18 protein-coding genes are annotated in these 26,804 nt (G+C 65.1%); 8 read left to right on the plus strand and 10 right to left on the minus strand.

All coding sequences use genetic code 11. From position 1 onward, the window contains the following. Window positions 1–70: 70 nt before the first annotated feature. The 5 genes from ACSUZJ_RS00425 to ACSUZJ_RS00445 form a co-directional block, all read right to left on the minus strand. On the minus strand, window positions 71–355 hold the full coding sequence (locus ACSUZJ_RS00425; RefSeq protein ID WP_499412312.1) for a DUF4404 family protein: 285 nt from the start codon (window positions 353–355) through the stop codon (window positions 71–73). A 12-nt stretch (window positions 356–367) separates the two neighbouring features. Continuing rightward, window positions 368–580 carry a VF530 family protein gene (locus ACSUZJ_RS00430; RefSeq protein ID WP_312547380.1) on the minus strand — a complete coding sequence of 71 codons (213 nt, stop codon included), beginning with the start codon at window positions 578–580 and terminating at the stop codon, window positions 368–370. A 230-nt stretch (window positions 581–810) separates the two neighbouring features. Further along, window positions 811–2,931 carry a M3 family metallopeptidase gene (locus ACSUZJ_RS00435; protein ID WP_499412313.1) on the minus strand — a complete coding sequence of 707 codons (2,121 nt, stop codon included), beginning with the start codon at window positions 2,929–2,931 and terminating at the stop codon, window positions 811–813. Between the two features lie 140 nt (window positions 2,932–3,071). Then, window positions 3,072–5,195 (minus strand): M3 family metallopeptidase, encoded by a 2,124-nt coding sequence (locus ACSUZJ_RS00440; RefSeq protein ID WP_499412314.1) that lies wholly within the window; start codon window positions 5,193–5,195, stop codon window positions 3,072–3,074. Window positions 5,196–5,391: 196 nt separating this feature from the next. Then, window positions 5,392–7,527 (minus strand): M3 family metallopeptidase, encoded by a 2,136-nt coding sequence (locus tag ACSUZJ_RS00445; protein WP_499412316.1) that lies wholly within the window; start codon window positions 7,525–7,527, stop codon window positions 5,392–5,394. Window positions 7,528–7,883: 356 nt separating this feature from the next. On the opposite strand from ACSUZJ_RS00445, the gene ACSUZJ_RS00450 reads away from it, so the two are divergent. Both ACSUZJ_RS00450 and ACSUZJ_RS00455 read left to right on the plus strand, forming a co-directional pair. Beyond that, window positions 7,884–8,390 carry a PEP-CTERM sorting domain-containing protein gene (locus tag ACSUZJ_RS00450; protein ID WP_499412317.1) on the plus strand — a complete coding sequence of 169 codons (507 nt, stop codon included), beginning with the start codon at window positions 7,884–7,886 and terminating at the stop codon, window positions 8,388–8,390. A gap of 45 nt (window positions 8,391–8,435) precedes the next feature. Further along, window positions 8,436–9,734: an FAD-dependent oxidoreductase gene (locus tag ACSUZJ_RS00455; RefSeq protein ID WP_499412318.1), complete on the plus strand. Its 1,299-nt coding sequence runs from the start codon at window positions 8,436–8,438 to the stop codon at window positions 9,732–9,734. Between the two features lie 152 nt (window positions 9,735–9,886). Here the strand turns inward: ACSUZJ_RS00455 and ACSUZJ_RS00460 are convergent, their stop codons facing one another. Both ACSUZJ_RS00460 and ACSUZJ_RS00465 read right to left on the minus strand, forming a co-directional pair. Continuing rightward, window positions 9,887–10,090: a SlyX family protein gene (locus ACSUZJ_RS00460; protein ID WP_499412320.1), complete on the minus strand. Its 204-nt coding sequence runs from the start codon at window positions 10,088–10,090 to the stop codon at window positions 9,887–9,889. A gap of 25 nt (window positions 10,091–10,115) precedes the next feature. Beyond that, window positions 10,116–12,197 carry a UvrD-helicase domain-containing protein gene (locus ACSUZJ_RS00465; protein ID WP_499412321.1) on the minus strand — a complete coding sequence of 694 codons (2,082 nt, stop codon included), beginning with the start codon at window positions 12,195–12,197 and terminating at the stop codon, window positions 10,116–10,118. Window positions 12,198–12,266: 69 nt separating this feature from the next. On the opposite strand from ACSUZJ_RS00465, the gene modA reads away from it, so the two are divergent. From modA to ACSUZJ_RS00485, 4 genes are all read left to right on the plus strand, one after another. Beyond that, window positions 12,267–13,049: a molybdate ABC transporter substrate-binding protein gene (gene modA, locus ACSUZJ_RS00470; protein WP_499412322.1), complete on the plus strand. Its 783-nt coding sequence runs from the start codon at window positions 12,267–12,269 to the stop codon at window positions 13,047–13,049. Beyond that, a complete protein-coding gene (gene modB, locus ACSUZJ_RS00475; protein WP_499412324.1) occupies window positions 13,046–13,744 on the plus strand; it encodes a molybdate ABC transporter permease subunit in 699 nt (232 codons plus the stop codon). The genes modA and modB overlap by 4 nt, the downstream gene beginning before the upstream one ends. 80 nt (window positions 13,745–13,824) lie before the next feature. Next, the gene (locus ACSUZJ_RS00480; protein WP_499412325.1) at window positions 13,825–14,310 is read left to right on the plus strand and encodes an SRPBCC family protein; all 486 of its coding nucleotides are present in this window, start codon (window positions 13,825–13,827) and stop codon (window positions 14,308–14,310) included. Between the two features lie 195 nt (window positions 14,311–14,505). After that, complete coding sequence (locus tag ACSUZJ_RS00485) at window positions 14,506–15,045, plus strand: REP-associated tyrosine transposase (protein ID WP_499412326.1); 540 nt, start codon at window positions 14,506–14,508, stop codon at window positions 15,043–15,045. A 134-nt stretch (window positions 15,046–15,179) separates the two neighbouring features. Here the strand turns inward: ACSUZJ_RS00485 and ACSUZJ_RS00490 are convergent, their stop codons facing one another. The 3 genes from ACSUZJ_RS00490 to hemE form a co-directional block, all read right to left on the minus strand. Further along, window positions 15,180–16,619, minus strand: a complete 1,440-nt coding sequence (locus tag ACSUZJ_RS00490; RefSeq protein WP_499412327.1) for a dihydrolipoyl dehydrogenase — start codon at window positions 16,617–16,619, stop codon at window positions 15,180–15,182. A 47-nt stretch (window positions 16,620–16,666) separates the two neighbouring features. Then, complete coding sequence (locus tag ACSUZJ_RS00495) at window positions 16,667–18,670, minus strand: primosomal protein N' (RefSeq protein ID WP_499412329.1); 2,004 nt, start codon at window positions 18,668–18,670, stop codon at window positions 16,667–16,669. Window positions 18,671–19,275: 605 nt separating this feature from the next. Continuing rightward, window positions 19,276–20,358, minus strand: coding sequence for a uroporphyrinogen decarboxylase (hemE, locus tag ACSUZJ_RS00500; protein ID WP_499412330.1), 1,083 nt, complete (start codon window positions 20,356–20,358; stop codon window positions 19,276–19,278). Window positions 20,359–20,491: 133 nt separating this feature from the next. On the opposite strand from hemE, the gene ACSUZJ_RS00505 reads away from it, so the two are divergent. Both ACSUZJ_RS00505 and ACSUZJ_RS00510 read left to right on the plus strand, forming a co-directional pair. Continuing rightward, window positions 20,492–22,429 (plus strand): S9 family peptidase, encoded by a 1,938-nt coding sequence (locus tag ACSUZJ_RS00505; protein ID WP_499416659.1) that lies wholly within the window; start codon window positions 20,492–20,494, stop codon window positions 22,427–22,429. Further along, window positions 22,426–26,565: a DEAD/DEAH box helicase gene (locus ACSUZJ_RS00510; RefSeq protein ID WP_499412331.1), complete on the plus strand. Its 4,140-nt coding sequence runs from the start codon at window positions 22,426–22,428 to the stop codon at window positions 26,563–26,565. The genes ACSUZJ_RS00505 and ACSUZJ_RS00510 overlap by 4 nt, the downstream gene beginning before the upstream one ends. The last annotated feature ends 239 nt before the right edge of the window (window positions 26,566–26,804 follow it).

Here is a 26,804-nt window from a genome sequence, read left to right on the forward strand (position 1 = left end):
CATTTTTCCGGCTGCTCCCCCGGCCGGAAAATGGCTTGAATATCAATGACTTGTGGCTGAGAAGCCTATTTTATATGCCCATGCTCGACAGGATGTTGCCGAGTTCGCGCAGCGTAGTCGCCATGTTCGGGTGGCGCGCGGTGAAGCGGGCGCTCAGTTCCTGGGTGCGCGAACCCAGGCCATAGGTGTTGGCGTCGAGGTCCTGGTTGGCGCGGCGCTCCAGCACCTGCTTGATGTCGCCGTCGAGCTGGCGCAGCAGCATCTGCAGCTCCTCGTCGACCTCGTCGGTCTCGGACAGGCTGCGGTGCAGGGTTTTCAGGTGCGCCTTCAGGTTCGATTCGTTCTCGTTCAGCATGTCGTTCTCGCTCTAGTTGGGGAAGCGGGTCTCGAGATACAGCTTCTCGACCTGCTCGCGCGCCCAGGGCGTGCGGCGCAGGAACTTCAGGCTCGACTTGATGCTCGGATCCTTTTGGAAACAGTTGATGTCGATCCGGCGGCCGAGTCCGTCCCAGCCGTAGTGCTCGACCAGGCGGGTTAACAGCGATTCTAAGGTAATACCGTGGAGGGGTTGAGCACTCATCGCTTGGGGGGATTGTTGTGGTGGGAATCGGGTGATTTATACACCGGATTCATGGCAGGCGGTGGGGTATTCATGAACACGAAAAAACCGCGTGGACACAGGTGTCCACCCTACGTTACGCATCGGTCCGGTGTTATCAGTCGCGTTACGGTTTTCGTAGGGTGGACTCCCGAGTCCACGCGGTGATCGCTACTAGGCGGTCAATCGCGACCGCGCTGGCATCAATTAACTTACTCGCCCGTCAAACCACGGCGCTCCAGCAGCGGCTGCACCTGCGCGTCACGCCCGCTGAAGTTGCGGTACATCTGCATCGCGTCCAGCGTGCCGCCGCGCGAGAGCAGGGTCTTGCGGAAGTGGTCGCCGTTCTTGCGGGTCAGGCCGCCGTGTTCCTTGAACCAGTTCACGGTATCGGCATCGAGCTTCTCGGCCCACAGGTAGCCGTAGTAGCCGGCCGAGTAGCCGCCCGAGAAGGTGTGCGAGAAGTAGGTCGTGCGGTAGCGCGGCGGCACCAGCGCGAAGTCCACGCCCGCCTTCTTCAGCGCCTGCGCCTCGAAGGCCAGCACGTCAGTCGGAATCTGCGACGGCGACAGCTGGTGCCAGGCCTGGTCCAGCAGCGAGGCGGCCAGGTACTCGGTGGTGCGGAAGCCTTCGTTGAACTGCGCGGAAGCCTGCACCTTGTCGAGCAGTTCCTTCGGCATCGGCTCGCCGGTCTGGTAGTGCTTGGCGTAGTTGGCCAGCACTTCCGGCCAGGCCATCCACATCTCGTTCACCTGCGACGGGAACTCGACGTAGTCGCGCGGTACGCGCGCCAGGCGCGGGTATTTCACTTCCGAGAACATGCTGTGCAGCGCGTGGCCGAACTCGTGGAAGGTCGTGCGCACTTCGTCGTAGGTGAGCAGGGTCGGCTCGCCCGCGGCCGGCTTGGCGATGTTCAGGTTGTTCGCGATGACCGGCTTCGTGCCCAGCAACTTGCTCTGCGCGACCAGGGCATTGGCCCAGGCGCCGCCGCGCTTGTTCGCGCGCGCGTACGGGTCGAAGGTGAAGATCGCCAGGTGCGAACCGTCGGCGTCAAATACGTCGAAGGTGCGCACGTCCTCGACATAGGTCGGCAGGTCCTTGCGTTCCTTGAAGGTGAGGCCGAATTCCTTGTTGGCGGCGAAGAACACGCCGTCCTGCAGCACGCGGTTCAGCTCGAAGTACGGACGCAGCTGGCCGGCGTCGAAGGCGTAGCGCTGCTGGCGCACCTTGTCGCTGTAGAAGGCCCAGTCGTGGGCGGCGGCCTGGAAGCCGCCCTTCTCCGCATCGATCGCTTTCTGGATCTCGGCCGCTTCCTTCCTGGCGTTGTTCACGGCCGGCTTGGCGAATTCGGCCAGCAGCTTGTTGACGGCGCCGGTGGTCTTCGCGGTCTGGTCTTCCAGGTTGTAGGCGGCGTAGTTCGGGTAGCCCAGCAGCACGGCGCGTTCGGCGCGCAGCTTGGCGATCTGCAGCACGACGTTCCTGTTGTCGAACTCGCCGCCGCGCGAACCGCGCGCCAGCGATGCGGCCAGCAGTTTTTCGCGCGTGGCGCGGTTGGTCAGCACCGACAGGCCTGCCTGCTGGGTGGTGTTCACGACCGGGATCACGAACTTGCCGTCCAGGCCGCGCTTTTTGCCTTCGGCGGCGGCGGCGTCGATCTGCTTGTCGGTCAGGCCGGCCAGTTCGGCGCGGGTGTCGACCACCAGCGCCGAGGCGTTGGCTTCCTTCAGCACGTTCTGGGCGAACTGGGTCGACAGCGCGGCCAGCTGGGCGTTCATCGCCTTCAGCTTCTGCTTGTCGGCATCCGAGAGCTTGGCGCCGGCGCGCACGAAGTCGGTGTGATAGCGCTCGAGCAGGTATGTCGACTCGGCGTCCAGGTTCAGCTTGTCGCGCTTGTCGTACAGCGCCTTGATGCGCGCGTACAGTTTCGGGTTTAGGCGAATGGCGTCGTTGTGCGCGGCCAGCTTCGGCGACAGTTCCTTGGCCAGTGCCTGCAGGGTGTCGTTGGTGTACGAGCCCTGCAGGGTGCCGAAGACCGAGCTGACGCGGTCGAGCAGGCGGCCCGAACGTTCCATCGCGACGATGGTGTTGTCAAACGTCGGCGCCGCCTTGTTGTTGGCAATTGCCTCCATCTCGGCCGCTTCCTGGCGCATGCCTTCGGCGAACGCGGGCGCGAAGTGCTCGTTCTTGATCTTGTCGAAGGCCGGGTACTGGTACTGCAGGGTGCTCGGCTTGGCGAACGGGTTCGACGCTTCCAGCAGGGACGCCGGTTGGGCATAAGCCAGGTTCGCGACGGCGACGCTGGCGGCAATCAACAACATTTGAGGACGATTCATGAATACTCTTCCAGATAAAAAACCGGCGGCCAAACCGAAGCCGCCGTAGGGTGGGCACTCCGTGCCCACGCGAAACGATGATCATTGTTGGCAGAGCAAACGATGAGCCCGAGGCCCAACCGCCAGTCCGCCACGCCAGATCAGTTAGCCGTCAACCCACGACGCTCCAGCAGCGGTCCAATCTCCGGATCACGGCCACGGAAGGAACGGTACATCTCGACCGCATCCATGGTGCCGCCCTTCGACAGCACCATCTGGCGGAAGCGTTCGCCGTTCTTGCGCAGCAGACCGCCGTTTTCCTTGAACCACTCGCCGGCGTCGGCGTCGAGGCGCTCGGCCCACAGGTAGCTGTAGTAGCCGGCCGAGTAGCCGCCCGAGAAGGCGTGCGAGAAGTAGGTCGAGCTGTAGCGCGGCGGAACCGGACCGAAGTCGAGGCCGGCCTCTTTCAGGGCCTGCGCCTCGAAGCTCTTCACATCCGACGGAATCGCCTTCGAGCCCAGCTGGTGCCATTTCTGGTCCAGCACGGCAGCGGCCAGGTACTCGGTGGTGCGATAACCCTCGTTGAAGCGCTGCGATGCGCGCAGTTTATCGAGCAGTTCCTTCGGCATCGGCGCGCCGGTCTGGTAGTGCCTGGCGTAGTTCGCGAGAACCTCAGGCCAGGCCATCCACATCTCGTAGACCTGCGACGGCAGTTCGACGTAGTCGCGCGGCACGCTGGTGCCCGAAAAGCGCGGGTACTTCACGTTCGAGAACCAGCCGTGGGTGCCGTGGCCGAACTCGTGGAAGGTGGTGCGCACTTCGTCCCAGGACAGCAGGGTCGGTTCGCCGGCGGCCGGCTTGACCAGGTTCAGGTTGTTGGTGATGACCGGCTTGTTACCCAGCAGCTTGCTCTGGGTGACCAGGGCGCTCATCCAGGCGCCGCCGCGCTTGTTCGGGCGCGCATACGGGTCGACGACAAAGATCGCCAGGTGGGTGCCGTTTTCTTCGAAGATGTCGTACACGCGCACGTCCGGATCGTAGACCGGCAGGTCCTTGCGCTCCTTGAAGGTGATGCCCCACAGTTGATTGGCAGCGAAGAAGGCGCCGTTCAGGACGTTGTTGAACTCGAAATAAGGCTTCAGTTCGTTCGCATCGAAGGCATACTTGGCGGCGCGCACCTTGTCGCTGTAGTAGTTCCAGTCGTAGGCCGCGACCTGGAAATTACCCTTCTCGGCATTGATTACCTGCTGGATCTCGGCCGCTTCCTTGCCGGCGTTGCGCACGGCCGGCACGGTCAGGTCGGACAGCAGCTTGTTGACGGCTGCGGTGGTCTTGGCGGTCTGGTCTTCCAGCGAATAGGCGGCGTGGCTTTCGTAGCCGAGCAGCTCGGCGCGTTCGGCGCGCAGCTTGGCCAGCTTCAGCACGACCTCGCGGTTGTCGAACTCGCCGCCGCGCGAACCGCGCGCCATCGACAGAGTCAACAGCTTCTCGCGGGTGCCGCGATTGCTCAGGCTCGACATCAGGGGCTGCTGGGTCGTGTTCACGACCGGGAACACGAACTTGCCTTCCAGGCCGCGCTTCTTCGCCTCCGCCGCTGCGGCAACGATCGCCTTTTCCGGCAGGCCGGCCAGTTCCTCGCGGGTGTCGACCACGAAGGCCGAGGCGTTCACTTCCTTCAGCACGTTCTGGCTGAACTGGGTCTGCAGGGCGGCGAGCTGGCTGTTCATGGCCTTCAGCTTGGCTTTATCCGCTTCCGACAGCTGAGCGCCGGCGCGCACGAAGTCCTTGTGGTAGCGCTCGATCAGGTAGGTCGATTCGGCGTCCAGCTTGAGGCTGTTACGCTTGTCGTACAGGGCCTTGATGCGGGCGTACAGCTTCGGGTTCAGGCGGATCGCGTCGCCGTGCGCGGCCAGCTTCGGCGCCAGCTCCTTGTCCAGCGCCTGCAGCTGGTCGTTGGTGTAGGAACCGATCAGCGCCTGGAATACCGACTGCACGCGGGTCAGCAGCTGGCCCGAACGCTCCATCGCGACGATGGTGTTGTCAAACGTCGGCGCGGCCTTGTTGTTGGCGATCGCCTCGACTTCGGCGGCCTGCTGGCGCATGCCTTCGGCGAACGCCGGCGCGAAGTGTTCGTTCTTGATCTTGTCGAAGGCCGGGTAGCCGTACTGCAGGGTGCTCGGCTTGGCGAAGGGGTTGGCGGCGTCGAGCGAAGCGCTCGGCGCGGCCCAGGCGAGGTTGGCCATGGCGACGCTGGCGGCGATCAGGAGCATGCGGGGACGGTTCATAGGGTCTCTAGTTGTTGTGTTGCGATGAAAATGGGGTTGGCAGGTAGTGGATGCGCGTGTCCGCCTACATCCGGTGGGCACGGGGGCGCCCACCCTACGGTTGAAGCTGCGAGCAAGGATGGACTCGGGAATTTACGCGCCCTGGCCCGTAGGGTGGGCGCCCCGTGCCCACGCGTGAACGATGATCAGCGTTAGCTCACTGCGCGGTGAGGCCGCGGCGCTCGAGCAGCGGCTCGATGACCGGATCGCGGCCGCGGAAGTTGCGGAACAGGTCCATCGCCTCGGCCGTGCCGCCGCGCGACAGCAGGGTCTTGCGGAAATGGTCGCCGTTCTTGCGCGACAGGCCGCCGTTCTCGGTGAACCACTGCACGGTGTCGGCGTCGAGCTTTTCGCTCCACAGGTAGGCGTAGTAGCCGGCCGAGTAGCCGCCGTTCATCGAGTGCGAGAAGTAGGTCGTGCGGTAGCGCGGCGGCACCGGCGCGAAGTCGACGCCGGCGTCCTTCAGCGCCTTCGCTTCGAACGCGAGCACGTCGGTCGGCACCTGGGCCGGGGTCAGCTGGTGCCATTTCTGGTCGAGCAGCGAAGCGGCCAGGTACTCGGTCGTCATGAAGCCCTGGTTGAATTTTTTAGAGGCGACCACCTTGTCCAGCAACTCCTTCGGCATCGGCGCGCCGGTCTTGTAGTGCTTGGCATAATTGGACAGGACCTCGGGCCAGATCGCCCACATCTCGTTGACCTGGGACGGATACTCGACGAAGTCGCGCGGCACGTTGGTGCCCGAGAAGTGCGGGTACTTCACGTCCGAGAACATGCCGTGCAGGGCGTGGCCGAACTCGTGGAAGGCCGTGCGCACCTCGTCGTAGGTCATCAGCGTCGGCTCGCCCTTGGGTGGCTTCGGGATGTTCAGGTGGTTGCCCACGACCGGGTGCTTGCCCAGCAGGTGGGACTGCGAGACGTACTCGTTCATCCAGGCGCCGCCCTGCTTGTTGCCGCGTGCATAGGGGTCGAAGATGAAGATGGCGAGCGGCTTGCCGTTGGCGTCGATGACATCAAAAGTGCGTACGTCCGGATCGTAGACCGGCAGGTCGCGGCGCTCCTTGAAGGTGATGCCGTATTCCTTGGTGGCGGCGAAGAACACGCCGTTGACCAGGACGTTGTTCAGTTCAAAGTAGGGGCGCAGCTGGTTCTCGTCGAAGTTGTATTGGGCGGCGCGCACCTTGTCCGTGTAGAAGGCCCAGTCGTGCGCGGCGACCTTGAAGCCCCCTTTTTCCGCATCGATGATCTTCTGGATCTCGCCTGCTTCCTTTTTCGCGTTGTCGACGGCCGGCTTGGCCAGTTCGGCCAGCAGCTTGTTGACGGCGGCCGGGTTCTTCGCCGTTTCCAGTTCCTGCGAGTAGGCGGCGTAGTTCGGGTAGCCCAGCAGGGTGGCGCGTTCGGCGCGCAGTTTAGCGAGTTTCAGCACCAGCTCGCGGGTATCGAATTCGCCGCCGCGGCTGCCGCGGCTCATCGAGGCCGCCTGCAGGCGCTCGCGTACCGAGCGGTTGGTCAGGCTCGCCAGCGGCGGCTGGATCGTGGTGTTGACGAGGGCGATGGCGTACTTGCCGTCCAGGCCGCGCTTCTTCGCTTCCGCGGCGGCAGCGTTGATTTCGGCGTCGGACAGGCCGGCCAGCTCTTCGCGGGTGGTCACCACCAGCGCCGACGCGTTCGCTTCCTTCAGCACACGCTGCGAGAACTCGGACTGCAGCGAGGCGATCTGGCCGTTGTAGGCCTTCAGTTTTTCCTTGTCGGCGGCGGACAGCTTGGCGCCGGCGCGCACGAATTCCTTGTAGTAGCGCTCGAGCAGGAAGGCCGCTTCGGCGTCCAGGCCCAGGCTGTCGCGCTTGTTGTACAGGGTCTCGACACGCTTGAACAGCTTCGGGTTCAGGTGGATGGCGTCGCTGTGCGCCGCCAGCTTGGGCGACATCTCGCGGTCGATCGCATCCAGGCGGTCGTTGGTATTGGCGGTCTGCAGGTTCGAGAACACGGCGGCGACGCGCGCGAGCATCTGGCCCGAGCGCTCCAGCGCGACGATGGTGTTATCAAAAGTCGGCGCCGCCTTGTTGTTGGCGATGCTTGCCACTTCGCGCAGCTGTTCGCGCATGCCGGCAGCGTAGGCCGGCAGGTAGTGCTCGTCCTTGATCTTGTCGAAGGCCGGGTAGTTGAACGGCAGCGCGCTCGGCTTGGCGAAGGGGTTGGAGGCATCCAGGACCGTGCCGGAGCCGGGGGGAGCAGCGAAGGCCGCGCCGGCGAATGCCAGGCTGGCCGCAATGATGAGCATTGGTGGACGTTTCATGGTCTCTCTCACGAACTCGAAGGGACTGCCCGCGGGATCGCCGCCGACAGCTGCGCGCCAGATCATAGCAGGCTTTATTGCCCTATCGTCATAGTGAAACAAAAGCATACAAACATGTATAGACAAGCATGGTGGTTAGCGTGCGCTGGCGTAGAGGCTGCTTGTTGGTTGCTTGTCGATAATTTTTACACTCTGGTAACAGCACATTTTATTGCACCAACGTAAACATATGATTTCCTGAAACATTTTCTAATGGCATGTTTCTTGCGAGTATCGAGGGCACTGCCACATGCAATCACCGAGCAGAACATACGCGCTGCTGGCAGCGGACATACCAAAACTTCCAGGGAAATCAAATGAACAAGAATATCCTCGCACGCGCCGCTTTCGCCGGCGTCACACTGATGGCGGCAGTCCTGCCGGCCCAGGCAGCGCCGATCACCTTCACGCTGCAAGACCTGAGCTTCACCGACGGCGCGACCGGCAGCGGCCACTTCACCTACGACGCCGATACCGGCGCCGGCTACGACTTCAGCATTTCGACGACGGACGGCGTACTGCCGGCCTTTACCTTCGACGCCACGAACAGCCGGTTCTACTCGGGCTTCGGTTTCGGCCCGAACAATCTCATCATCACGACCGGTGACCGGTATATCAACTTTTCGTTCCTGGAAGCGCTGTCCCGGCCAGGCGTGTATGCGATCAATACCGAGTCCAGCTGGGAGTGCAACAACTGCGGCATCTATCGCTATGTCGCCAGCGGCAGCGTCGCCTCGCTCATTGCCGAGGTTCCGGAACCGGCCACCGCGCTGCTGATCCTGCCAGCGCTGGGCTTCCTCGCCGCCCGTCGCCGCAGCCGCTGATTGGAGGCGTGGTAGCATCGGCGTCTTCCGACAGCCCTTGCCACCATGCCTTCCACCCTGCTCCCCTCGTATGATGCCGTCGTCGTGGGCAGCGGCCCCGGCGGCGCGAGCACCGCGCGCGAACTGGCCAGATCAGGCCTGCGCGTGCTGGTGCTGGAACAGGGCGGCGCCGAACCATTAAAAGGCACGGTGACGCAGATGGCGGCCATCGCCGCCGTTCCCGGCAAGGGCGCCTACCTGCACCGCGACGCCTCGCTGCTGGTGGCCGGCATCACGGCAGGCGGCAGCTCGGCGATCAACTTCGCCACCGCCGCCCCGCCGCCCCAAGGCATGTTCGAGCGCCACGGCATCGACCTGGCGCCGGCCCTGGAGCAACTGCGCGCCGAACTGCCGATGGCGCCCCTGCCCGATACCCTCGTCGGCCCGATGGCCGCGCGCATGATGGACGCCGCGCGCGCCCTGTCGCTCGACTGGCATAAGCTCGACAAGATGATCCGTCCCGCGGCCTGCCGCAGCGGCTGCTGGCGCTGCGTCTACGGCTGTCCCTTCGGCGCCAAGTGGACGGCGCGCGATTTTCTCGACGAAGCGTGTCATCACGGCGCGCAGCTGGTCGAGCGCGCCCGCGTGCTGCGGGTGGTGCTTGAAAACGGCCGCACCGCCGGGGTCGAAGTGGAAACCGGTGGCAAGACGGTGACGGTCAACGCGCCCATCGTGGTGCTCGCCGCCGGCGGCCTGGGCAGCCCGCGCCTGCTGCACGCCTCAAGCCTGGGGCCGCGTCATGTGCCCTTCTTCAGCGATCCGGTGATCGCGGTGATGGGCAGTGTCGACGACATCGAGGGCGGCGCCGAGGTGCCGATGGCGGGCGGTCTCTCGCTGCATGACGAGGGCATCGCGCTGGCCGATCTGACCTTGCCGCAGCCGATGTACGCAGCCTTTGCGGCCCAGGTCGGCCGGGTCGACCGCCTGTTCGCGCACAAGCGGACCCTGACGATGATGGTCAAGATCCGCGACGAGATCGGCGGCAAGGTGAGTTCGCGCTGGGCCGACAAGCGGCTCACGGAGAGCGATCGCCAGAAACTGGACAAAGGTGTGGAAATGGCACGGGCGATCCTGCGCCAGGCCGGCGCACATCACATTTTCCAGTCCTGGCATTTCGCTGCGCATCCGGGCGGGAGCGTGCGCATCGGCGAGGGTGTCGACGCGAATCTGCAGACGTCGACGCCAGGGCTGTACGTCTGCGATGCTTCCGTCATTCCCGAACCGTGGGGGCTGCCGCCGACCTTGACCCTGCTCTGCCTGGGCAAGCGGCTGGGTGGGCAGCTGGGAGACAGCCGGGGGGCGTAGGGTGGACACCTGTGTCCACGCGGTCGTACCTTGATAAACCGTACCATCATTCGAATCCGGAATGCAGGCATGCAGATTTCTCATGCGTTTCGACTCCGCAAACGCTCTACAGCGTGGACACAGGTGTCCACCCTACGAACAACAACAGCAGTTCAATAATGCGGCGGCCGCTCGTTGATCGGGCTCTGCCCCGCTTCCTGCAGCGTGCGCACATGCTCGGCCAGCTTGGTGACCATGGCCTCCAGTTGATCGATCCTGCGCGCCTGCTGGTAGACGGTCTGGTTCAGGGTGTCAACCAGATCTTCCTGCTGCGCGAGCTTGATTTCGATGTCGACAAAACGGTCTTCGTGGTCCACGGTGCTTCCCTGGTTTAAACGGGCATTATGACATCAGCTTGGCGGCGTCCGGCTTCGGCGTATTCAGCAGCGCCTTCAGGCTGGCCAGGCGCTCCTTCGGGCTGAGCACTTCGGATTCCTTCGGCGGCGCGTCGCCTTCATCCAGCGCCATCTCCTTGATGAAGCGGGAAGGATCGCAGTGCACCAGCTCGCCGGCGCGCTTGCGCTTCTTGCACCAGGTGATCTGCAGCGTGCGCTGGGCGCGTGTGATGCCGACGTACATCAGGCGCCGCTCTTCCTGGATGCGCGCGGCGATCTTCTCGATCGGGTCGTCGGGATCGCCCTTGTGCGGCAGGATGCCCTCTTCGACGCCGACCAGGAACACGTGCGGGTACTCCAGGCCTTTCGAGGCGTGCAGGGTCGACATGCGCACTGCGTCCAGCTCTTCGTCCTGGCCTTCCAGCATCGACATCAACGCCACCATCTGCGTCAGCTCCAGCAGGTTCTTTTCTTCACCGGTGCCGTCGCGTCCGCCGTTGCCGCGCTCCTTCAGCCAGTTGATGAATTCCATGACGTTCTGCCACTTGGCCTGCGCCGCGCGGTCGTCGAAGTTCTCGTACAGGTAGTGCTCGTAATTCATCTCCTTCATCATGTCGTCCAGCACCTCAGCGGCATTCTCTCCGCTGCCGGACGGTCCGGGGCGCGTGGCGCGGCTTTCCAGCTCGTCGATGAAGCGGCAGAAGTCGCGCAGCGGATGCAGCTGGCGGTCCTGCAGTTTGGCCTCGATGCCGCCCTTGCCGGCGGCCTCGAACAGCGAGCAGTTCCACTGCTTCGAGAACTCGCCCAGCACCTCGAGCGTCGCCATGCCGACGCCGCGCTTGGGCGTCGTCACGGCACGGATGAAGGCCGGGTCGTCGTCCTGGTTCGCGATCAGGCGCAGGTAGGCGATGATGTCCTTGATCTCGGCTTTATCGAAGAAACTCTGCCCGCCCGACATCGTGTACGGAATGCGTTCCTTGCGCAGCGCCTGCTCGATGATGCGCGCCTGGTGATTGCCGCGGTACAGGATCGCGTAGTCGGTCCACTTGTTCTTGCGCTGGAAGTGGTCGGCCGAGATCATGATCGCGACCTGGTCGGCTTCCTGCTCGTCGCTCTGCATGCCGAGCACCTTGATCGGCTCGCCCAGGCCGTGTTCGGACCACAGCGACTTCTCGAACAGTTTCGGGTTGTTGCCGATGACGGCGTTGGCCGCCTGCAGGATGCGCGTGGTCGAGCGGTAGTTCTGCTCGAGCTTGATCACGCGCAGGTCGGGGAAGTCGGTCTGCAGGGTCTTGAGGTTTTCGACCGAGGCGCCGCGCCAGGCGTAGATCGCCTGGTCGTCGTCGCCCACGGCCGTGAACATCGGCTTCTTGCCCAGGCCCGTGACCAGCAGTTTCACCAGTTCGTACTGGCAGGTGTTGGTGTCCTGGTACTCGTCCATCAAGAGGTAGCGCAGGCGGCGCTGCCAGCGGTCGCGGATCGGCTCGTTGTTGCGGAACAGCTCCACCGGCAGGCGGATCAGGTCGTCGAAGTCGACCGCCTGGTAGGCCTGCAGGGTGGCGACATAGCTGCGGTAGATGCGGCCGGCCTGGGCCTCGTCCTCGTCCTTGGCATTATTGATGGCGTCGTCGGGATCGACCAGGCCGTTCTTCCACAGCGAGATCATGTTCTGGATGCGCCGCACTTCCTGTTTATCGGTGGTGACGGCCAGGCTGGAGACGATCGTGTAGCAGTCGTCGCTGTCCATGATCGAGAATTTGTCTTTCAGGCCGACGCCGGCCGCCTCCTGGCGCAGGATTTTGACGCCCAGCGAGTGGAAGGTCGAGACTGTGATCTGCTTGGCCTGCTTCGGCTGCTTGAGGAGCTTGCCGATGCGCTCCTGCATCTCGAGCGCGGCCTTGTTGGTGAAGGTCAGCGCCGCGATCGTGCGCGGATCGTAGCCGCGGTCCTCGATCATGTATGCGATCTTCTGGGTGATGACCCGCGTCTTGCCCGAGCCGGCGCCCGCCAGCACCAGGCAGGGGCCGTCGAGGTAGAGCACGGCTTCGCTTTGCGGCCCGTTCAGGCCGAACTTTGGTGCATTAGACATGGGAAATATTCTTGAGGACAGCCGAGCATTGTAGCGAAGCCTCGATGGCTGCGCGCTACAATGTTCAGCATGAAAAAATTCTTTGTACTGTTGCTGGCAAGCGTATTGGCAAGCACCCTGACGCTGCCGGCGCTGGCGCGTCCGCTGCTGGTCGCTGCCGCCAGCGATCTCGGCTATTGTATCGATGAACTCGCTGCCGCGTACCGGAAAACCGCACCCGACGTCGAACTGAAAGTCTCGCTTGGTGCGTCTGGCAACTTTTTTGCACAAATCCGCAACGGCGCGCCTTTCGAGGTCTTCCTGTCGGCCGACATGGATTACCCGCGCCAGCTCGCCAGGCTCGGGGTGGCCGACGGCGCCACCCTCGCCCCCTATGCGGTCGGGCGCATCGCCCTGTGGACGCTCAACGCCCAACTCGACCCCAATCAAGGCCTGGCCGCGCTGCTGAACGACAAGCGCGTGCGCCGCTTCGCCATCGCCAATCCGGTCACCGCCCCCTACGGCCGCGCGGCCAAGGCGGCGCTCGAGCGCGCCGGCCTGTGGCAGGCGGCCCAACCCAAAATCGTGGTGGGCGAAAACATCGCCCAGACCGCGCAGTTCGTCCAGAGCGGCAACGCCCAGGCCGGCATCATCTCGTTTGCGACCCTGCACTCGACCAGGCTGAAGGGTACTGGCCGCTACTTCCTGATTCCCCAGGACGGGCTGGCGCCAATCGAACAGGGCGCCATCGTCACCCGCGCCGGCGCGAACAATCCGCATGCGGCCGGCTTCCTGCGCTTCCTGGCCTCCCCTGAAGCACGCGCCATCCTGGCGCGCAACGGTTTCAGCCTGCCGGCGGGCGCCGCTCAATGACGGATTGGCAGTTTCCGCCCGAATTGTGGGATGCGATCGGCCTGACCCTGCGCCTGGCCTTCGTCACCTCGGCGGTGCTGCTGGTGATCGGCATTCCGCTGGCCAACTGGCTCAACAACAGCCGGATGCGCGGCGTGATTTTCGTGGAAACCCTGGTCAGCCTGCCGATCGTGCTGCCGCCGACCGTGATCGGCTTTTACCTGCTGATGCTGATGGCGCCGCAGCAGCCGCTGGGTGCGGCCTGGATGAGCGTACTCGGCCATCCCCTGCCCTTCTCCTTCGCCGGCCTGGTGGCCGGTTCCGTCGTCTACAGCCTGCCCTTCGCGGTGCAGCCCTTCCAGGCGGCTTTCCGCAGCGTCGGACGCGAGATGGTGCAATCGGCGCTGGCCCTGGGGCTGACCCGCCGCCAGGTCTTCTGGTCCATCGTGCTGCCGCTGTCGAAGCACGGCATCCTGACCGGCGTGTCGCTCAGCTTTGCCCACACGATGGGCGAATTCGGCGTCGTGCTGATGCTGGGCGGGAATATCCCGGGCCAGACCCGGGTGGCCTCGATTGCGCTCTACGATGAAGCGCAGAAGTTGAATTATGGCGCGGCGCACGCATATGCCCTGGTGTTGCTGGCCATTTCCTTTGCCATCCTGATCGGGATCGCTTTCCTGCAACGCAGGCAGAACGCGATCCTGCTGTCCAATTGACCTAGGTGCGCCTTTCGCACGATCGGTTACCATCGCCCCTTTGGCGCACCGCGCGCCACCCGACGACGAGCACGAGAACGATGAAATTTGAACACCTGATTGAAATTAACGACCCGCTCAACCCGCTGATCGACACGATCACCCGCGAACAGCTGTGGCGCGGCCTGGTCATCCGCGCCGAATCCCCGAAAATGTTCGTGCCGCACCTGGACGAATGCGAGATCGGCGAGCGCAGCAGCGGCAGCTTCACCCGCCGCCTGCGCTACGGCGACCTGGTCATCGAAGACACCGTCATCCTCACGCCCCTGCAGCAGGTGCGCTACGACGTGCCGGCCCAGGGCGAGATCCAGGCTTCGAGCCTGACCATGACGATCGAGGCCCCGGACGAGGTCCGTCTTTTCGTACGTTTCCACTACGACGACGGCACCGGCGAGCATGTCGACGAGGCCAACAAGATGTACGACGAATTCAAGAAGTCGGCCTACCAGGAAGCGGACCTCGATACGATCCGCATCCTGCGCCAGCTGGCGGCGCAGGGCAAACTCGACGCGAGTTATCTGAATTAACGTGGAAAACGATTATCCGGTCACGCCCGGGTAATCGTGCTGTCTCCCGTAGGGTGGGCACCCCGTGCCCACGCGAAACGTCGCATACCGGCTGCTCAACCTGAACTGATACAGCCGCGTTCCGTTGACGTGTCTCATTGATCACACGCGACGTCGTTTGGACCACCGCATGCGTGCCCTACAATCCGCGGCACCATGCCCTACTACCGCCGCGCCCGCGATGGCCGCACCTACTTCTTCACCTTGGTCTCGTACCGGCGCCGGCCTATCCTCTGCTATTCACCCATCCGCAATGCCCTGCGCTCGGCCTTGATCGAAGTGCGGCAGCGCCGGCCATTCGATATCGATGCCTGGGTGCTGATGCCGGATCACCTGCATTGCATCTGGACGCTGCCAACGGACGATAATGATTACTCGACGCGCTGGGCGCTGATCAAGCGCCTGGTGTCGCGTTCGTGTGCGCGTGAGCTCGATGACGGCTGGCGGCCGAGTACGTCACGCATCAAGCACCGCGATTCCATCATCTGGCAACGGCGCTTTCACGAGCACATGATTCGCGACGAGTGGGATTTCGAAAGGCACGTGGATTACATCCATTTCAATCCGGTGCGGCACGGACATGCCGATAACGCTGCGGCGTGGCCGTTTTCGACCTTCCATCGGTATGTGCGCGAGGGCATGTATCCGGCGGATTGGGGCGGCACGACGCACGCGGCGAGGATCGAATGGGGATAGCGCAGGCACGTGACCGTAGTCGGAGTCGCGGAGCGACAAGTTGCGGCAGCGGACCATGGTCACGCACGTAACGCGTGGGCACAGGGTGCCCACCCTACGGTTGATTGCCCGATTAACGAACCGTCATCAATGCATCACGTCCCCGGCTCCGAATCAGCGGGGTCGGTATGGTTCGCCCCTTTCGCCAGGTTCGCCGCCAGGTCGCGCAGCGCGGTGCGCACGCCCTCTTCGATCACGGGATGGTAAAACGGCATGTCGAGCATCTGCGGCACGGTCAGGCGGGCCTGCACGGCCCAGGCCAGCAAATGACCGATGTTCTCGCCGCGCGGGGCAATCATTTCGGCGCCCAGGAAGCGACAAGTGCCGTACTCGGCATACACGCGCAGCATGCCCTTGTTCTGCAACATCACCCGGCTGCGGCCCTGGTTCTCGAACGAGACCTTGCCGATGGCGAACTTCGGCCGGCCGCCCTCGCACAGCGTCTTGTAGTTCTTGCCCAGCGTGGCGATGTTCGGTTCGGTGAAGGCGATCGCCAGCGGGGTACGGCGCAGGCCCGGGCGCACGTCGGGGAAACGGCCCGCGTTTTCGCCGGCGATCTTGCCGTGGTCGGCCGCCTCGGCCAGCAGCGGCAGCTCGTTGTTGGCGTCGCCTGCGATGAAGATGTGACTGTTCCCGCACTGCATGGTGCGGCTGTCGAATACGGGAATGCCGTTGGCCTGGAGTTCGATCCCGGTTTCCTCCAGCCCCATCCCCTGCACGTTCGGCGTGCGGCCGGTGGCCAGCAGCACGTACTGGAAGCGTTCGCCGGTTTCCTTGCCGAGCGCGTCGCGCGTGGTCAAGAGCACCTCGTCGCCCTGCTGTTCTGCGCGCACGACCTCGGTCTGGAAGCGCAGGTCGAGTTCCTGGGCAAGCGTGCGCGTGGCCGCGTGCAGCACCTCGGGGTCGCTCAAGTGGGCCACGCTGCCGCCGCGCGCGAACAGGCTGACCCGCACGCCGAGCCGGCTCAAGGCCTGGCCCAGTTCGAGGCCGATGACGCCGGTGCCGATCACCGCGACCGAGTTGGGCAGATCGTCCCAATAAAACACGTCGTCGCTGGTGACGACGTTCGGGCCGACATTCTTCAACTGCGGCAGCACCACCGGCGTGGAACCGGTGGCGATGACGACCGTCTTCGCCTCGATCTCGGTGTGCTCGTCCACGCGCAACGTGTGCGGCCCGATGAAGCGGGCGCGGCCCTGGATCTTGTCCTGGGCCGGAAAACCCTCGACGCTTTCCAGCACGAAGCCGACGAAGCGGTCGCGCTCGCGGCGCACGCGCGCCATCACCGCGCGCCCGTCGATGCGCTTTTCTCCTGGATGCACGCCGAAGCCCGGCGCCAGGTCCAGCATGTGGGCCGCGTCGGCGGCGGCGATCAGGAGTTTACTGGGCATGCAGCCGACCCGTGCGCAGGTGGTGCCGTAGGGCCCGCTTTCGATCGCAATCGTGCGCGCGCCTTCCGCCCGCGCGGCGCGGTAGGCCGACATGCCGGCCGTGCCGGTGCCGATGACGGCGACATCCACATTCAGTTTGTTCATCTTGTTCCCCGTTTGCTGTGCCGCCATGACGATACGCTTTTTCGGGCTCAGATGTCGAGCGGATCGACCTCGAGCGACCAGCGCACCCGCGTCTTCATCGCGCGCAGCAGACCCATCCACTCCTTCAGGAAGGCCTGCAGCGCCGGGCGCGAGTTCGACTCCACCAGCAACTGGGCGCGGTCGACATTGTGTACCCGCGTCATGGTCATCGGGATCGGGTCGTTCAGCATCACCGCCTCGGTCGGCAGGATGTCGCGTGCTTCCTCGAGGAAGGCGATGGCGTTCGCCAGCTCGGGCGCCTCGGCACGCAGCAGCGCCTGATACATGTAGGGCGGTAGCGCGGCCTGGCGGCGCTCTTCGAGCAGGCTGCCCGCGTAGCGGTCGTAGTCATGGCGCACCACCGCCGAGTACAGCGGATGCTGGGCGTAACGAGTCTGGATCAGCACCTCGGAGGCAAGGCCGGCGCGGCCGGCGCGGCCCGCCACCTGCATCAGCTGGGCGAACAGGCGCTCGCTGGCGCGGTAGTCCTGCGAGAACAGGGCCGTGTCCGGGTTCAGGATGCCGACCAGGGTCAGCTTTTTGAAGTCGTGGCCCTTGGCGACCATCTGCGTGCCGATCAGGATGTCGACCTCGCCGCGGTGCACGGTGTCGAAGGCTTCCTGGGCGCTGCCCTTCTTGCGGGTCGAGTCGGCATCGATGCGCAGGATGCGCGCCTGCGGGAACATCGCCGCCAGCCCTTCCTCGAAGCGCTGGGTGCCGCGTCCCAAAGGCTGCAGGTCGACGTTGCCGCAGGTCGGGCAGTGACGCGGGATGCGCAGCTCCAGGCTGCAATGGTGGCAGCGCAAGCGGTGTTCCGGCTTGTGCAGCACCATGAAGGAAGTGCAGCGGGTACAGTTGCTGATCCAGCCACAGGACTCGCAGGTGATCACGGGCGCATAGCCGCGCCGGTTCAGGAACAGCAGCGACTGTTCGCCGCGTTCGAGGCGCCCGCGCAGCGCAGCCAGCAGGCCAGAAGTGAGGCCTTCCTTCGGCTTGTCCCGTTCCATGTCGAGCAGGCGCACGGTCGGCAGCACGGCGTCGCGCACGGCGCGCTCGCGCAGTTCCAGCTTGCGGTAGCGGCCGGTCTGGGCGTGGTGCCAGCTCTCCAGCGAGGGCGTGGCCGAGCCGAGCACGATCGGGATCGCCAGCTGCCAGGCGCGCCACACGGCCAGGTCGCGCGCCGAATAGCGCAGCCCTTCCTGCTGCTTGTACGAGGGGTCGTGCTCCTCGTCGATGATGATCAGTTTCAGGTGCGGCAGCGAGGCCAGGATCGCCAAGCGCGTGCCCAGGACAATACGGGCCTGTCCCCCGTGCGCCGCCAGCCAGTGCAGCATGCGCTCGCCTTCGGACAGGCTGCTGTGCAGGGTGGCCAGCATCAGGCCGGGGAAGCGCGCGCGGATGTTCGCTTCCAGTTGCGGCGTCAGGTTGATCTCGGGGACCAGGATCAGGATCTGCGCCTGCGGGTCGCGCGCCAGCACCTGGGCGCAGGCCTGCAGATACACCTCGGTCTTGCCGCTGCCGGTGACGCCGTACAGCAGGAGCGGCGCGAAGCCGCGCGCGCCGCCGATGGCATCGGCCGCCTCGCGCTGGGCCGGGTTCAGGGGCGGCATGCCGGAAGGCGTCGCGTCGTTCGCCGCCTCGACCTTGGCCAGCTTCTTCAATGCGCGGTCGAGCGCGACCGTCTTCGGCACCCGCAGATTCTTCGGCAGGCCGGGCAAGGCCACCTCGCCCAGCGGACGCTGGTAATAGTCGGCCGCGAAACCGGCCAGCGCCAGCCATTCGGGCGACAGCGGAGCGAGCTGGCTGCGCACCGCCAGCGCGTTCTTCAGCTTGTCCGGCGGGACGTCGGTCTCGTCCTTGATCGCCACGATGATCCCCATCACCTCGCGCCGCCCGAAGCTCACCAGCGCCAGCTGGCCGACCTGGGGCGCACCGTCCTCGTAGGGCCAGCCGTAGTCGAACACGCTGTTGAGCGGGGTATCGAGGGCGATTTGTAGGATGCAGTAGGGCACGTCGACCTTGGTTTGAAAAGCTGTGGAAAACTTTGTGGAGAATGAACTGCTTGACCGGTGGAGAAGTTTACGTTAAGTCAAACCATGCATAGACGCGCGGAAATACAAGAAAAATAAAACGCTAAAAATCAACTACTTACATATATCAAAGTAGTCCACAGCAACTTGCTTCCCGCTCTGCAATGATTGTGTATAACCCGTGTGCCGCTTGTTTTGGCTGCACCAAGGTAATGAAGATTTAAACAATTATCTGCGAAGCTTTTGCTAAGTATCGGTAAACACGAGAATTTTTATTGCTGAGCTATTCGTGCTGTTGATAACTTTGTGAACAAGGGAGAGAAAAAGGCTGATTTTCTTGGGAAAACTAGCTTTCGGAACAGCAAGCACAAGAAGTAAACGAGAAAAAATCTTTTGTATTCAATGGCTTGCTGTCTTTGTCCACCCATCCAATTGTCCACAGGCGGACAGCTTGTTCTTTTGAAACTTGTGAACAAGTGCGATTTTGCTGCGCCGCCACCTGCCCCTTGTCCCTGCCTGTTGAGCTGGCTGCAGGGCAAAATACGGTGCGGCGCAGCGCGGGACGCCGCACCGCCCGGCACGCGCCTTCAGGCGGCGCGCTGGCGGCGGCTGAAGCTGTGGACAGCTTCCACCATGGCGCTCACGGATTCCGGCGGCGTGAACTGCGAGATGCCGTGGCCGAGGTTGAACACATGGCCGGAGCCGGCCGATGGTACGCCATAGGCGGTGAGCGAACGCTCGACTTCGGCGCGGATCTGCTCCGGCGAAGCGAACAGGATCGCCGGATCGAGGTTGCCCTGCAGGGCCACGCGCTCGCCGACCAGGGCGCGTGCGCGGCCCAGGTTGACGGTCCAGTCCAGGCCCAGCGCGTCGGCGCCGATATTCGCCATCTCGTCGAGCCAGATGCCGCCGCCCTTGGTGAACACGATCGCGGGAATGCGCACGCCGTCCTTTTCGCGCTGCAGCTGGCCCACCACCTTCTCCATGTACTTCAGCGAGAACTCCTGGTAGGCGCCGTCGGCCAGGGCGCCGCCCCAGGAATCGAAGATCATGACGGCCTGGGCGCCGGCGTCGATCTGGGCGTTCAGGTACTGGGCCACCGCCGTGGCGTTGATCTCCAGGATGCGGTGCATCAGGTCCGGACGCGCGTACAGCATCTTCTTGATCGTGTGGAATTCACGCGAGCCCTGGCCTTCGACCATGTAGCAGGCCAGCGTCCACGGGCTGCCCGAAAAGCCGATCAGCGGCACGCGGCCGTTCAGGGCGGTGCGGATCTGGGTCACGGCCTTGAACACGTAGTCGAGCGACTCCATGTCCGGCACGCGCAGGGCCAGCACGTCGGCTTCGGTCTGCAGCGGACGCTCGAACTTCGGGCCTTCGCCGTCGGCAAAGTACAGGCCCAGGCCCATGGCGTCGGGCACGGTCAGGATGTCCGAGAACAGGATCGAGGCGTCCAGCGGATAGCGGTCGATCGGCTGCAGCGTGACTTCGGTGGCGTAGTCCGGGTTTTTCGCCAGCCCCAGGAACGAGCCGGCGCGCGCGCGCGTGGCGCGGTATTCCGGCAGGTAGCGCCCCGCCTGCCGCATCAGCCACACGGGCGTGTACTCGGTCGGTTGGCGCAGCAGGGCGCGCAGGAAGGTGTCGTTCTTGAGCGGGGCAAATTGTGGCATGGCTGGCAATATTTGTCGTCGTAAGAGGGTTATTATCGCATCCCCGGAGCCCGCTGAGAGCACCGGCCGCGACGCGTGCCGGCCGGGATAGGCTCTTATAATGCGGTTCCATCCTTTTTTCGACGCCATCGCCATGACCGACCCGCACCGCCCACAGGCCGCGCCCTGCGGCACCTGGACTTCCCCGATCAGCGCCGCCGTGGTTGCGGCCGGCGCCACGCCGCTGTCGCAGCTCGCGCTCGACGGCGATGACGTGCTGTGGCTGGCCGGCCGCGCCAGCGAAGCCGGCCGCACCACCCTGCTGCGCCAGCGCGCAAGCAGCCAGGCCGAGCTCACCCCGGCGCCCTTCAACGTGCGCAGCCGCGTGCACGAGTACGGCGGCGGCGCCTATGCGGTGGACGGGGGCACGGTCTGGTTCTCGCATCACACCGACAACCGCCTGTACCGGGCCGAGGAAGGCCGGGAACCGGTCATGATGACGCGCGAAGAAGCCGTGCGCTACGCCGACTTCGTGCCCGACCGTGCAAGGAACCGCCTGATCGCGGTGCGCGAAGACCACCTGGCGGGCGAGGCCTACCCGGTCAACACGATCTGCGCGGTCGGCTTCGACGGAACCGAGACCATCCTCGTCGACGGCAACGACTTCTATGCCGCGCCGCGCCTCTCGCCGGATGGACGCCACCTCGCCTGGCTGTGCTGGGACCATCCGCGCATGCCCTGGCAGGGCACCGAGCTGTGGGTGGCCGATGTCGCCCCGGATGGTAGCCTGGTCGACGGGCGCCTGATCGCCGGCGGCATGGATGAATCCATTTGCCAGCCCGAGTGGTCGCCCGATGGCCTGCTGCACTTCGTATCGGACCGCAGCGGCTGGTGGAACCTGTACCGCTTCGAGCACGGCGTGGTGCACGCGCTGTGCCCGCGCGAAGCCGAGTTCGGCGGCCCGCACTGGGTCTTCGGCGGCTCGATGTACGGCTTCCGCTCGGCCGACGAGATCGTCTGCACCTATATCGAGGAGGGCGTCAGCCGCCTGGCGCGCCTGTCCACGCACGGCTGCACCCTCACCCCGATCGACACGCCCTACCAGGAAATCCGCGAGCTGCGCGTCACGCCGCAGCACGTCGCCGTGCTGGCCGGCTCGCCCACGATCGCGCTGGAGCTGGCCCTGATCGACGCCGGGACCGGCGCACGCGAGGTACTGGCGCGCTCGATCGAACAGTTGCCGGACGAGGGTTATCTGTCCGTCCCGCGCAGCATCCGCTATCCAAGTGCGAACGGACGCACCGCCTACGCCTTCCACTATGCCCCGACGAACAGGGATTTCGTGCCGAACGATGGCGAACTTCCTCCCCTGATCGTGATCGGCCACGGCGGCCCGACCGGCATGGCGACCAGCACCCTCAAATTGGCCACCCAGTTCTGGACCAGCCGCGGCTTTGCCGTGCTCGACGTGAACTATGGCGGCAGCACCGGCTTCGGGCGCCACTACCGCGACCTGCTGCGCGGCCAGTGGGGCGTCATCGACGTCGAGGACTGCGTGGCCGGCGCGCGCCACCTGGCCGAACAAGGCCTGGCCGACCCGGAGCGCCTGCTGATCCGCGGCAGCAGCGCCGGCGGCCTCACCACCCTCTCCGCCCTCGCCTTCCACGACGTGTTCAAGGCCGGCGCCAGCTACTACGGCGTGTCCGACCTGGCCGGGCTGGACGCCGACTCGCACAAGTTCGAATCGCACTACAATGAGTACCTGATCGCCCCGAAAGCACAGGCGGATGCCGTCTACCGCCAGCGCTCGCCGATCCACCACACCGCCTCGCTCACGCGCCCGATGATCTTCTTCCAGGGCCTGGACGACAAGGTGGTGCCGCCGCAGCAATCCGAATCGATGGTCGAGGCGTTACGCGCGCGGGGCGTGCCGGTCGCCTACATCACACTCGAGGGCGAGGGCCACGGCTTCCGCAAGGCCGACAGCGTGGTGCGCACGCTCGAGGCCGAGCTGGTGTTCTACCTGCGCGTGTTCGGCATTGCGGTGCCGGGCGAGCTGCCCCCGGTGGAAATCGAGAATTTATCTGCATGACATTGACAAGCCCACGCAAACGCATTGACGGCCTTTCCGACGAATTCAAGCGCGCCCTCGGCCTGCTCGCGATAGCTGGCGAGCCGGTCGGCCGCAAACGCGTCTACGAATGCCTGAAACTCATCTACGACGCCGAATTCACCGAAAAGGCTTCGAACGAAGACCTGAGCACCCTGCGCGACAATGGCCTGATCAGGGAAGTAACGGGCCGCGGCTTCGTGATCGAGCCCGAGCTGGCTTGGCCAATGTTGCACGTCATGCTCGATGCCGACGAACTGGATACGCTGGCAGGCGCCTATCTGCACGAGATGCCCTTGCGGATCGACTGGCAGGGCCGTCCGGTGCTGCGCAGCTACCGCCAGGGCGTTGCCCTGCTGCGTTTGGCGCTGGTTGAAGGCAAGGACGCGGCCCATGTCACACCGCTGCTGACGGCTTGCCTCGCCTGCCATGAAGCGGCATATTCGCATCCGCTGGTCGACATCTGCGCGCGCCCCTTCGAGCCGGAACTGGTCGACTGCATCCACCCGAAACTGCGCGACGACGTGCTGGCGGTGTTGATCGCCAATGTCCAGCGCGAACCGGCCGCCGCATCCGACATCCGCGCCTACGTCGAGCGCCACGTCGCCCATGGCGGCGCCTCGATGGCCCTGCGCGTGGCCCTGGCCGAACACCTGATCCTGTGCGGGCGCCTGATTGATGCCGGCGCCCTGCTCGCGGAGCTGGACGACTCGGCCGCCCTGTTCTACCGCAGCGTGATCCTGCTGCTGCGCGACCAGCTCGACGAGGCGCTGACCGGCTTCGAGGCGGCCCTGAAACTGCTGCGCCGCGAGACCGGCAAGCGCAAGGCGATCTTTACCGGCATCGGTGGACACCTGTACGTGGCTGCCCTGCTGCGCCGTGGCGACGCAAAACATCAAAAAGCCGTCGAAAGCTACCTCGACAGCGCCACGCGCGCCGTGCAGAGCCACGACACCGCCGTCTACCAGCAACTGAGCATGCTGCGCCAGATCCGCGGCGGCACGGTCGACGCCGAGGTGCTGCCTTCGCGCAGCTGGGAAAGCGCGCTGCAGCCGGTGATGTTCCGCGCGCTGCTGCACTGGTGGCTGGGCATGCCGCAGTTGGCGAGCCGGCGTGCGCAGCTGGAAGAATGCCTGGCGCTGTCGGAAGCGGCCGGCTTCGACTTCATCAGCGCGCAATTGGCCGGCCTGCTGGGTCAGCTGGGAGCCGTTGGCCATGAGCAGCGCGCAATCGCCCTGCGCCAGCAGCACCGCCTGAGCGACATGACGCTCTGGTTCGAGCGCGAGCAGCCCTGGGAACGCCAGCTGAACGCCCTGATCAACCTGCAGCCAGCCGTGAACGTCGAGGTGGTGAAGGAATCGCGCCTGGTCTGGCTGCTGCGCTACGACCCGCACCTGGGCGGCGTTCAAGAAATCGAGCCGCGCGAACAGAAGCGCGATGCGCAGGGCGGCTGGAGCCGCGGCCGCCCCGTCGGCCTGAAGCGCCTGCTCGACGAGGCGGCCAAGCTCGACTTCCTGACGGCCCAGGACCTGCAGGTGGTGGCCAGCATCGGCGCCCAGCGCCAGCATTACGGCAGCGGCCTGCGCTACGACTTCGACCTCGACAAGGCAGTGGCCGCGCTGATCGGCCATCCGCTGCTGTTCTGGTTCGATTCGCCGGGCACGCGGGTCGAACTGCTGCCGGGCGAACCGGAACTGCTGGTGAAAGCCGACCGCGAGCAGGTGAGGATCTCGCTGCGCCCGCCCGTGCGGCTTGGCGACGGCGACGTGGTCGTCACGCGCGAATCGCCGACCCGGCTGCGCGTGGTGCGCATCCGCGAGGAGCACCACCGCATCGGCGCCATCGTCGGCGACGGCCTGGTGGTGCCGCTGGAGGCCGAGGTGCGGGTGCTGCAGGCGATCAGTGCGATCTCCTCGATCGTTACGGTGCAGTCGGACATCGGCGGCAGCGCCGTCGACCTGGAGCGCATCGACGCCGACCCGCGCCTGCACGTACATCTGCTGCCCTACGGACAGGGCCTGCGCATCCGCATCCTGGTGCGTCCGCTCCCGGACACCGGCGCCTATTACGCACCGGGCAGCGGCGCCGAGCGCGTCATCGCCGACGTCAACGGCGTGCGCACCGAAGCGAAGCGCGACCTGAACGCCGAACGCGACAGCCTGCGCCAGCTGCTGGCGGACTGCCGCGCACTGGAAAGCGCCGAGGAAGAGCACGACGAATGGCTGCTCGGCCAGCCGCTGGCCTGCCTGGAGCTGGTGAGCGAGCTGCAGGGGCTCGATGCCACGAAGGTCGTGATTGCCTGGCCCGAGGGCGAGCCTTTCAGGGTCAGCAAGAAGGTCTCGTCCAAGTCCGTGCGCTTGACCATCAAGCGCGACAAGGATTGGTTCGCCGCCAACGGCGAAGTCGTGGTCGACGAGAACCGCGTGCTCGACCTGGTCTCGCTGCTGGAAAAACTGCGCGGCAGCGAAGGCCGCTTCGTGGCGCTGGGCGACAACCAGTTCCTGGCGCTGACCAACGAACTGCACCGGCGATTGATGGACCTGGCCGCCTATACCGATGCCGACGCGGAGGCGCTGCGCGTGCATCCGCTGGCCAGCTTCGCGCTGGAGGAACTGGCGCTGGACGCCGGCGGCGTGGAAAGCGATAAAGCCTGGCGTGCGCACCTGCAGAAGATGGCGGCGAATGCCGAATACCTGCCGCAGCTGCCGAGCACCCTGCAGGCCGAGCTGCGCGACTACCAGCGCGAAGGTTTCGAGTGGCTGGCGCGCCTGGCGCACTGGGGCGTGGGCGCCTGCCTGGCCGACGACATGGGTCTCGGCAAGACCCTGCAGGCGCTGGCCCTGATCCTGCTGCGCGCGCCGAACGGTCCGACCCTGGTGGTGGCGCCGACCTCGGTCTGCACCAACTGGATCGCCGAGGCCGCGCGCTTCGCGCCGACCCTGAACGTCACATTGTTCGGCCCCGGCGAGCGCGCCGAGATGGTCGAGAATGCCGGCGCCTTTGATGTGATCGTGGCCAGCTACGGCCTGCTGCAACTGGAAGCGCCGCTGTTCGCGAAGAAGACCTGGCATACCATCGTGCTCGACGAGGCCCAGGCCTTCAAGAACGCGGCCACGCGCCGCTCGCAGGCGGTGATGGCGCTGCGCGGCGACTTCCGCATGATCGCCACCGGCACGCCGCTGGAGAACCACCTGGGCGAATTGTGGAACCTGTTCCGCTTCATCAATCCGGGTTTGCTTGGCACCGCCGACCAGTTTCAATTGCGCTTTGCCGGCCCGATCGAAAAGGCCCAGGACAAACGTGCCGAAGCGGGTGCGCGGGCGCGCCTGCGGCGCCTGACGCAACCCTTCATCCTGCGCCGCACCAAGAGCCAGGTGCTGACCGAGCTGCCGCCGCGCACCGAGATCGTGATCCCGGTCGAACTGACCCAGGAAGAGACGGCGCTGTATGAGTCGCTGCGGCGCGAGGCGCTGGATAAACTGGCCGCGCTGGAAGCGCCCGAGAGCCAGAAGTCGATCGCGATCCTGGCCGAGATGATGCGCCTGCGCCGCGCGGTCTGCAATCCGGAGCTGGTGGCGCCGGGCATCGGCATCGCCAGCAGCAAGCTGTCGACCTTCGCGCACCTGATCGACGACCTGCTGGAGAACCGCCACAAGGTGCTGGTGTTCAGCCAGTTCGTCGACCACTTGAGCCTGATCCGCAAGCACCTCGATGCGCGCGGCATCATGTACCAGTACCTGGACGGGTCGACGCCGATGCAGGAGCGGAAGAAACGGGTCGACGCCTTCCAGGCCGGCGAGGGCGATCTGTTCCTCATCAGCCTGAAGGCGGGCGGCGTCGGCATCAACCTGACCGCGGCCGACTACGTGATCCACATGGACCCGTGGTGGAACCCGGCGGTCGAAGACCAGGCCTCGGACCGCGCTCACCGCATGGGCCAGCAGCGGCCGGTGACGATCTACCGGCTGGTGGCGCGCCACACCATCGAGGAAGGCATCGTCGAACTGCACCACCACAAGCGCGACCTGGCCGAAAGCCTGCTCGAAGGCGGCGACATGGCCGCGCGCATGTCCCCCGGCGACATGCTGGCGATGCTGCAGCAGGGACTGGCGCGCTGAATCCCGATTTGCCGTTCGCGTGCCATCCGTGTGATCATTGACGCTTTTGCAAGCGGACCCGATGGCAGATAGATAAGAGCGCAAGCGCTCTCTTGAGCGCCTAACAGAACCTTCAGGGCAAGGGATGCGGCCACCCGACGCAGCGTCGAAGACAGTACGTGAGTACGGCGAGACGATGCAACGCAGCCATGGAGGTTCTGTTAGGCGCTCACTTGCGCGAAACGTGACGTAATGTTTCA

Source organism: Telluria sp. B2 (assembly GCF_051789535.1).
GTDB lineage: Bacteria > Pseudomonadota > Gammaproteobacteria > Burkholderiales > Burkholderiaceae_D > Telluria.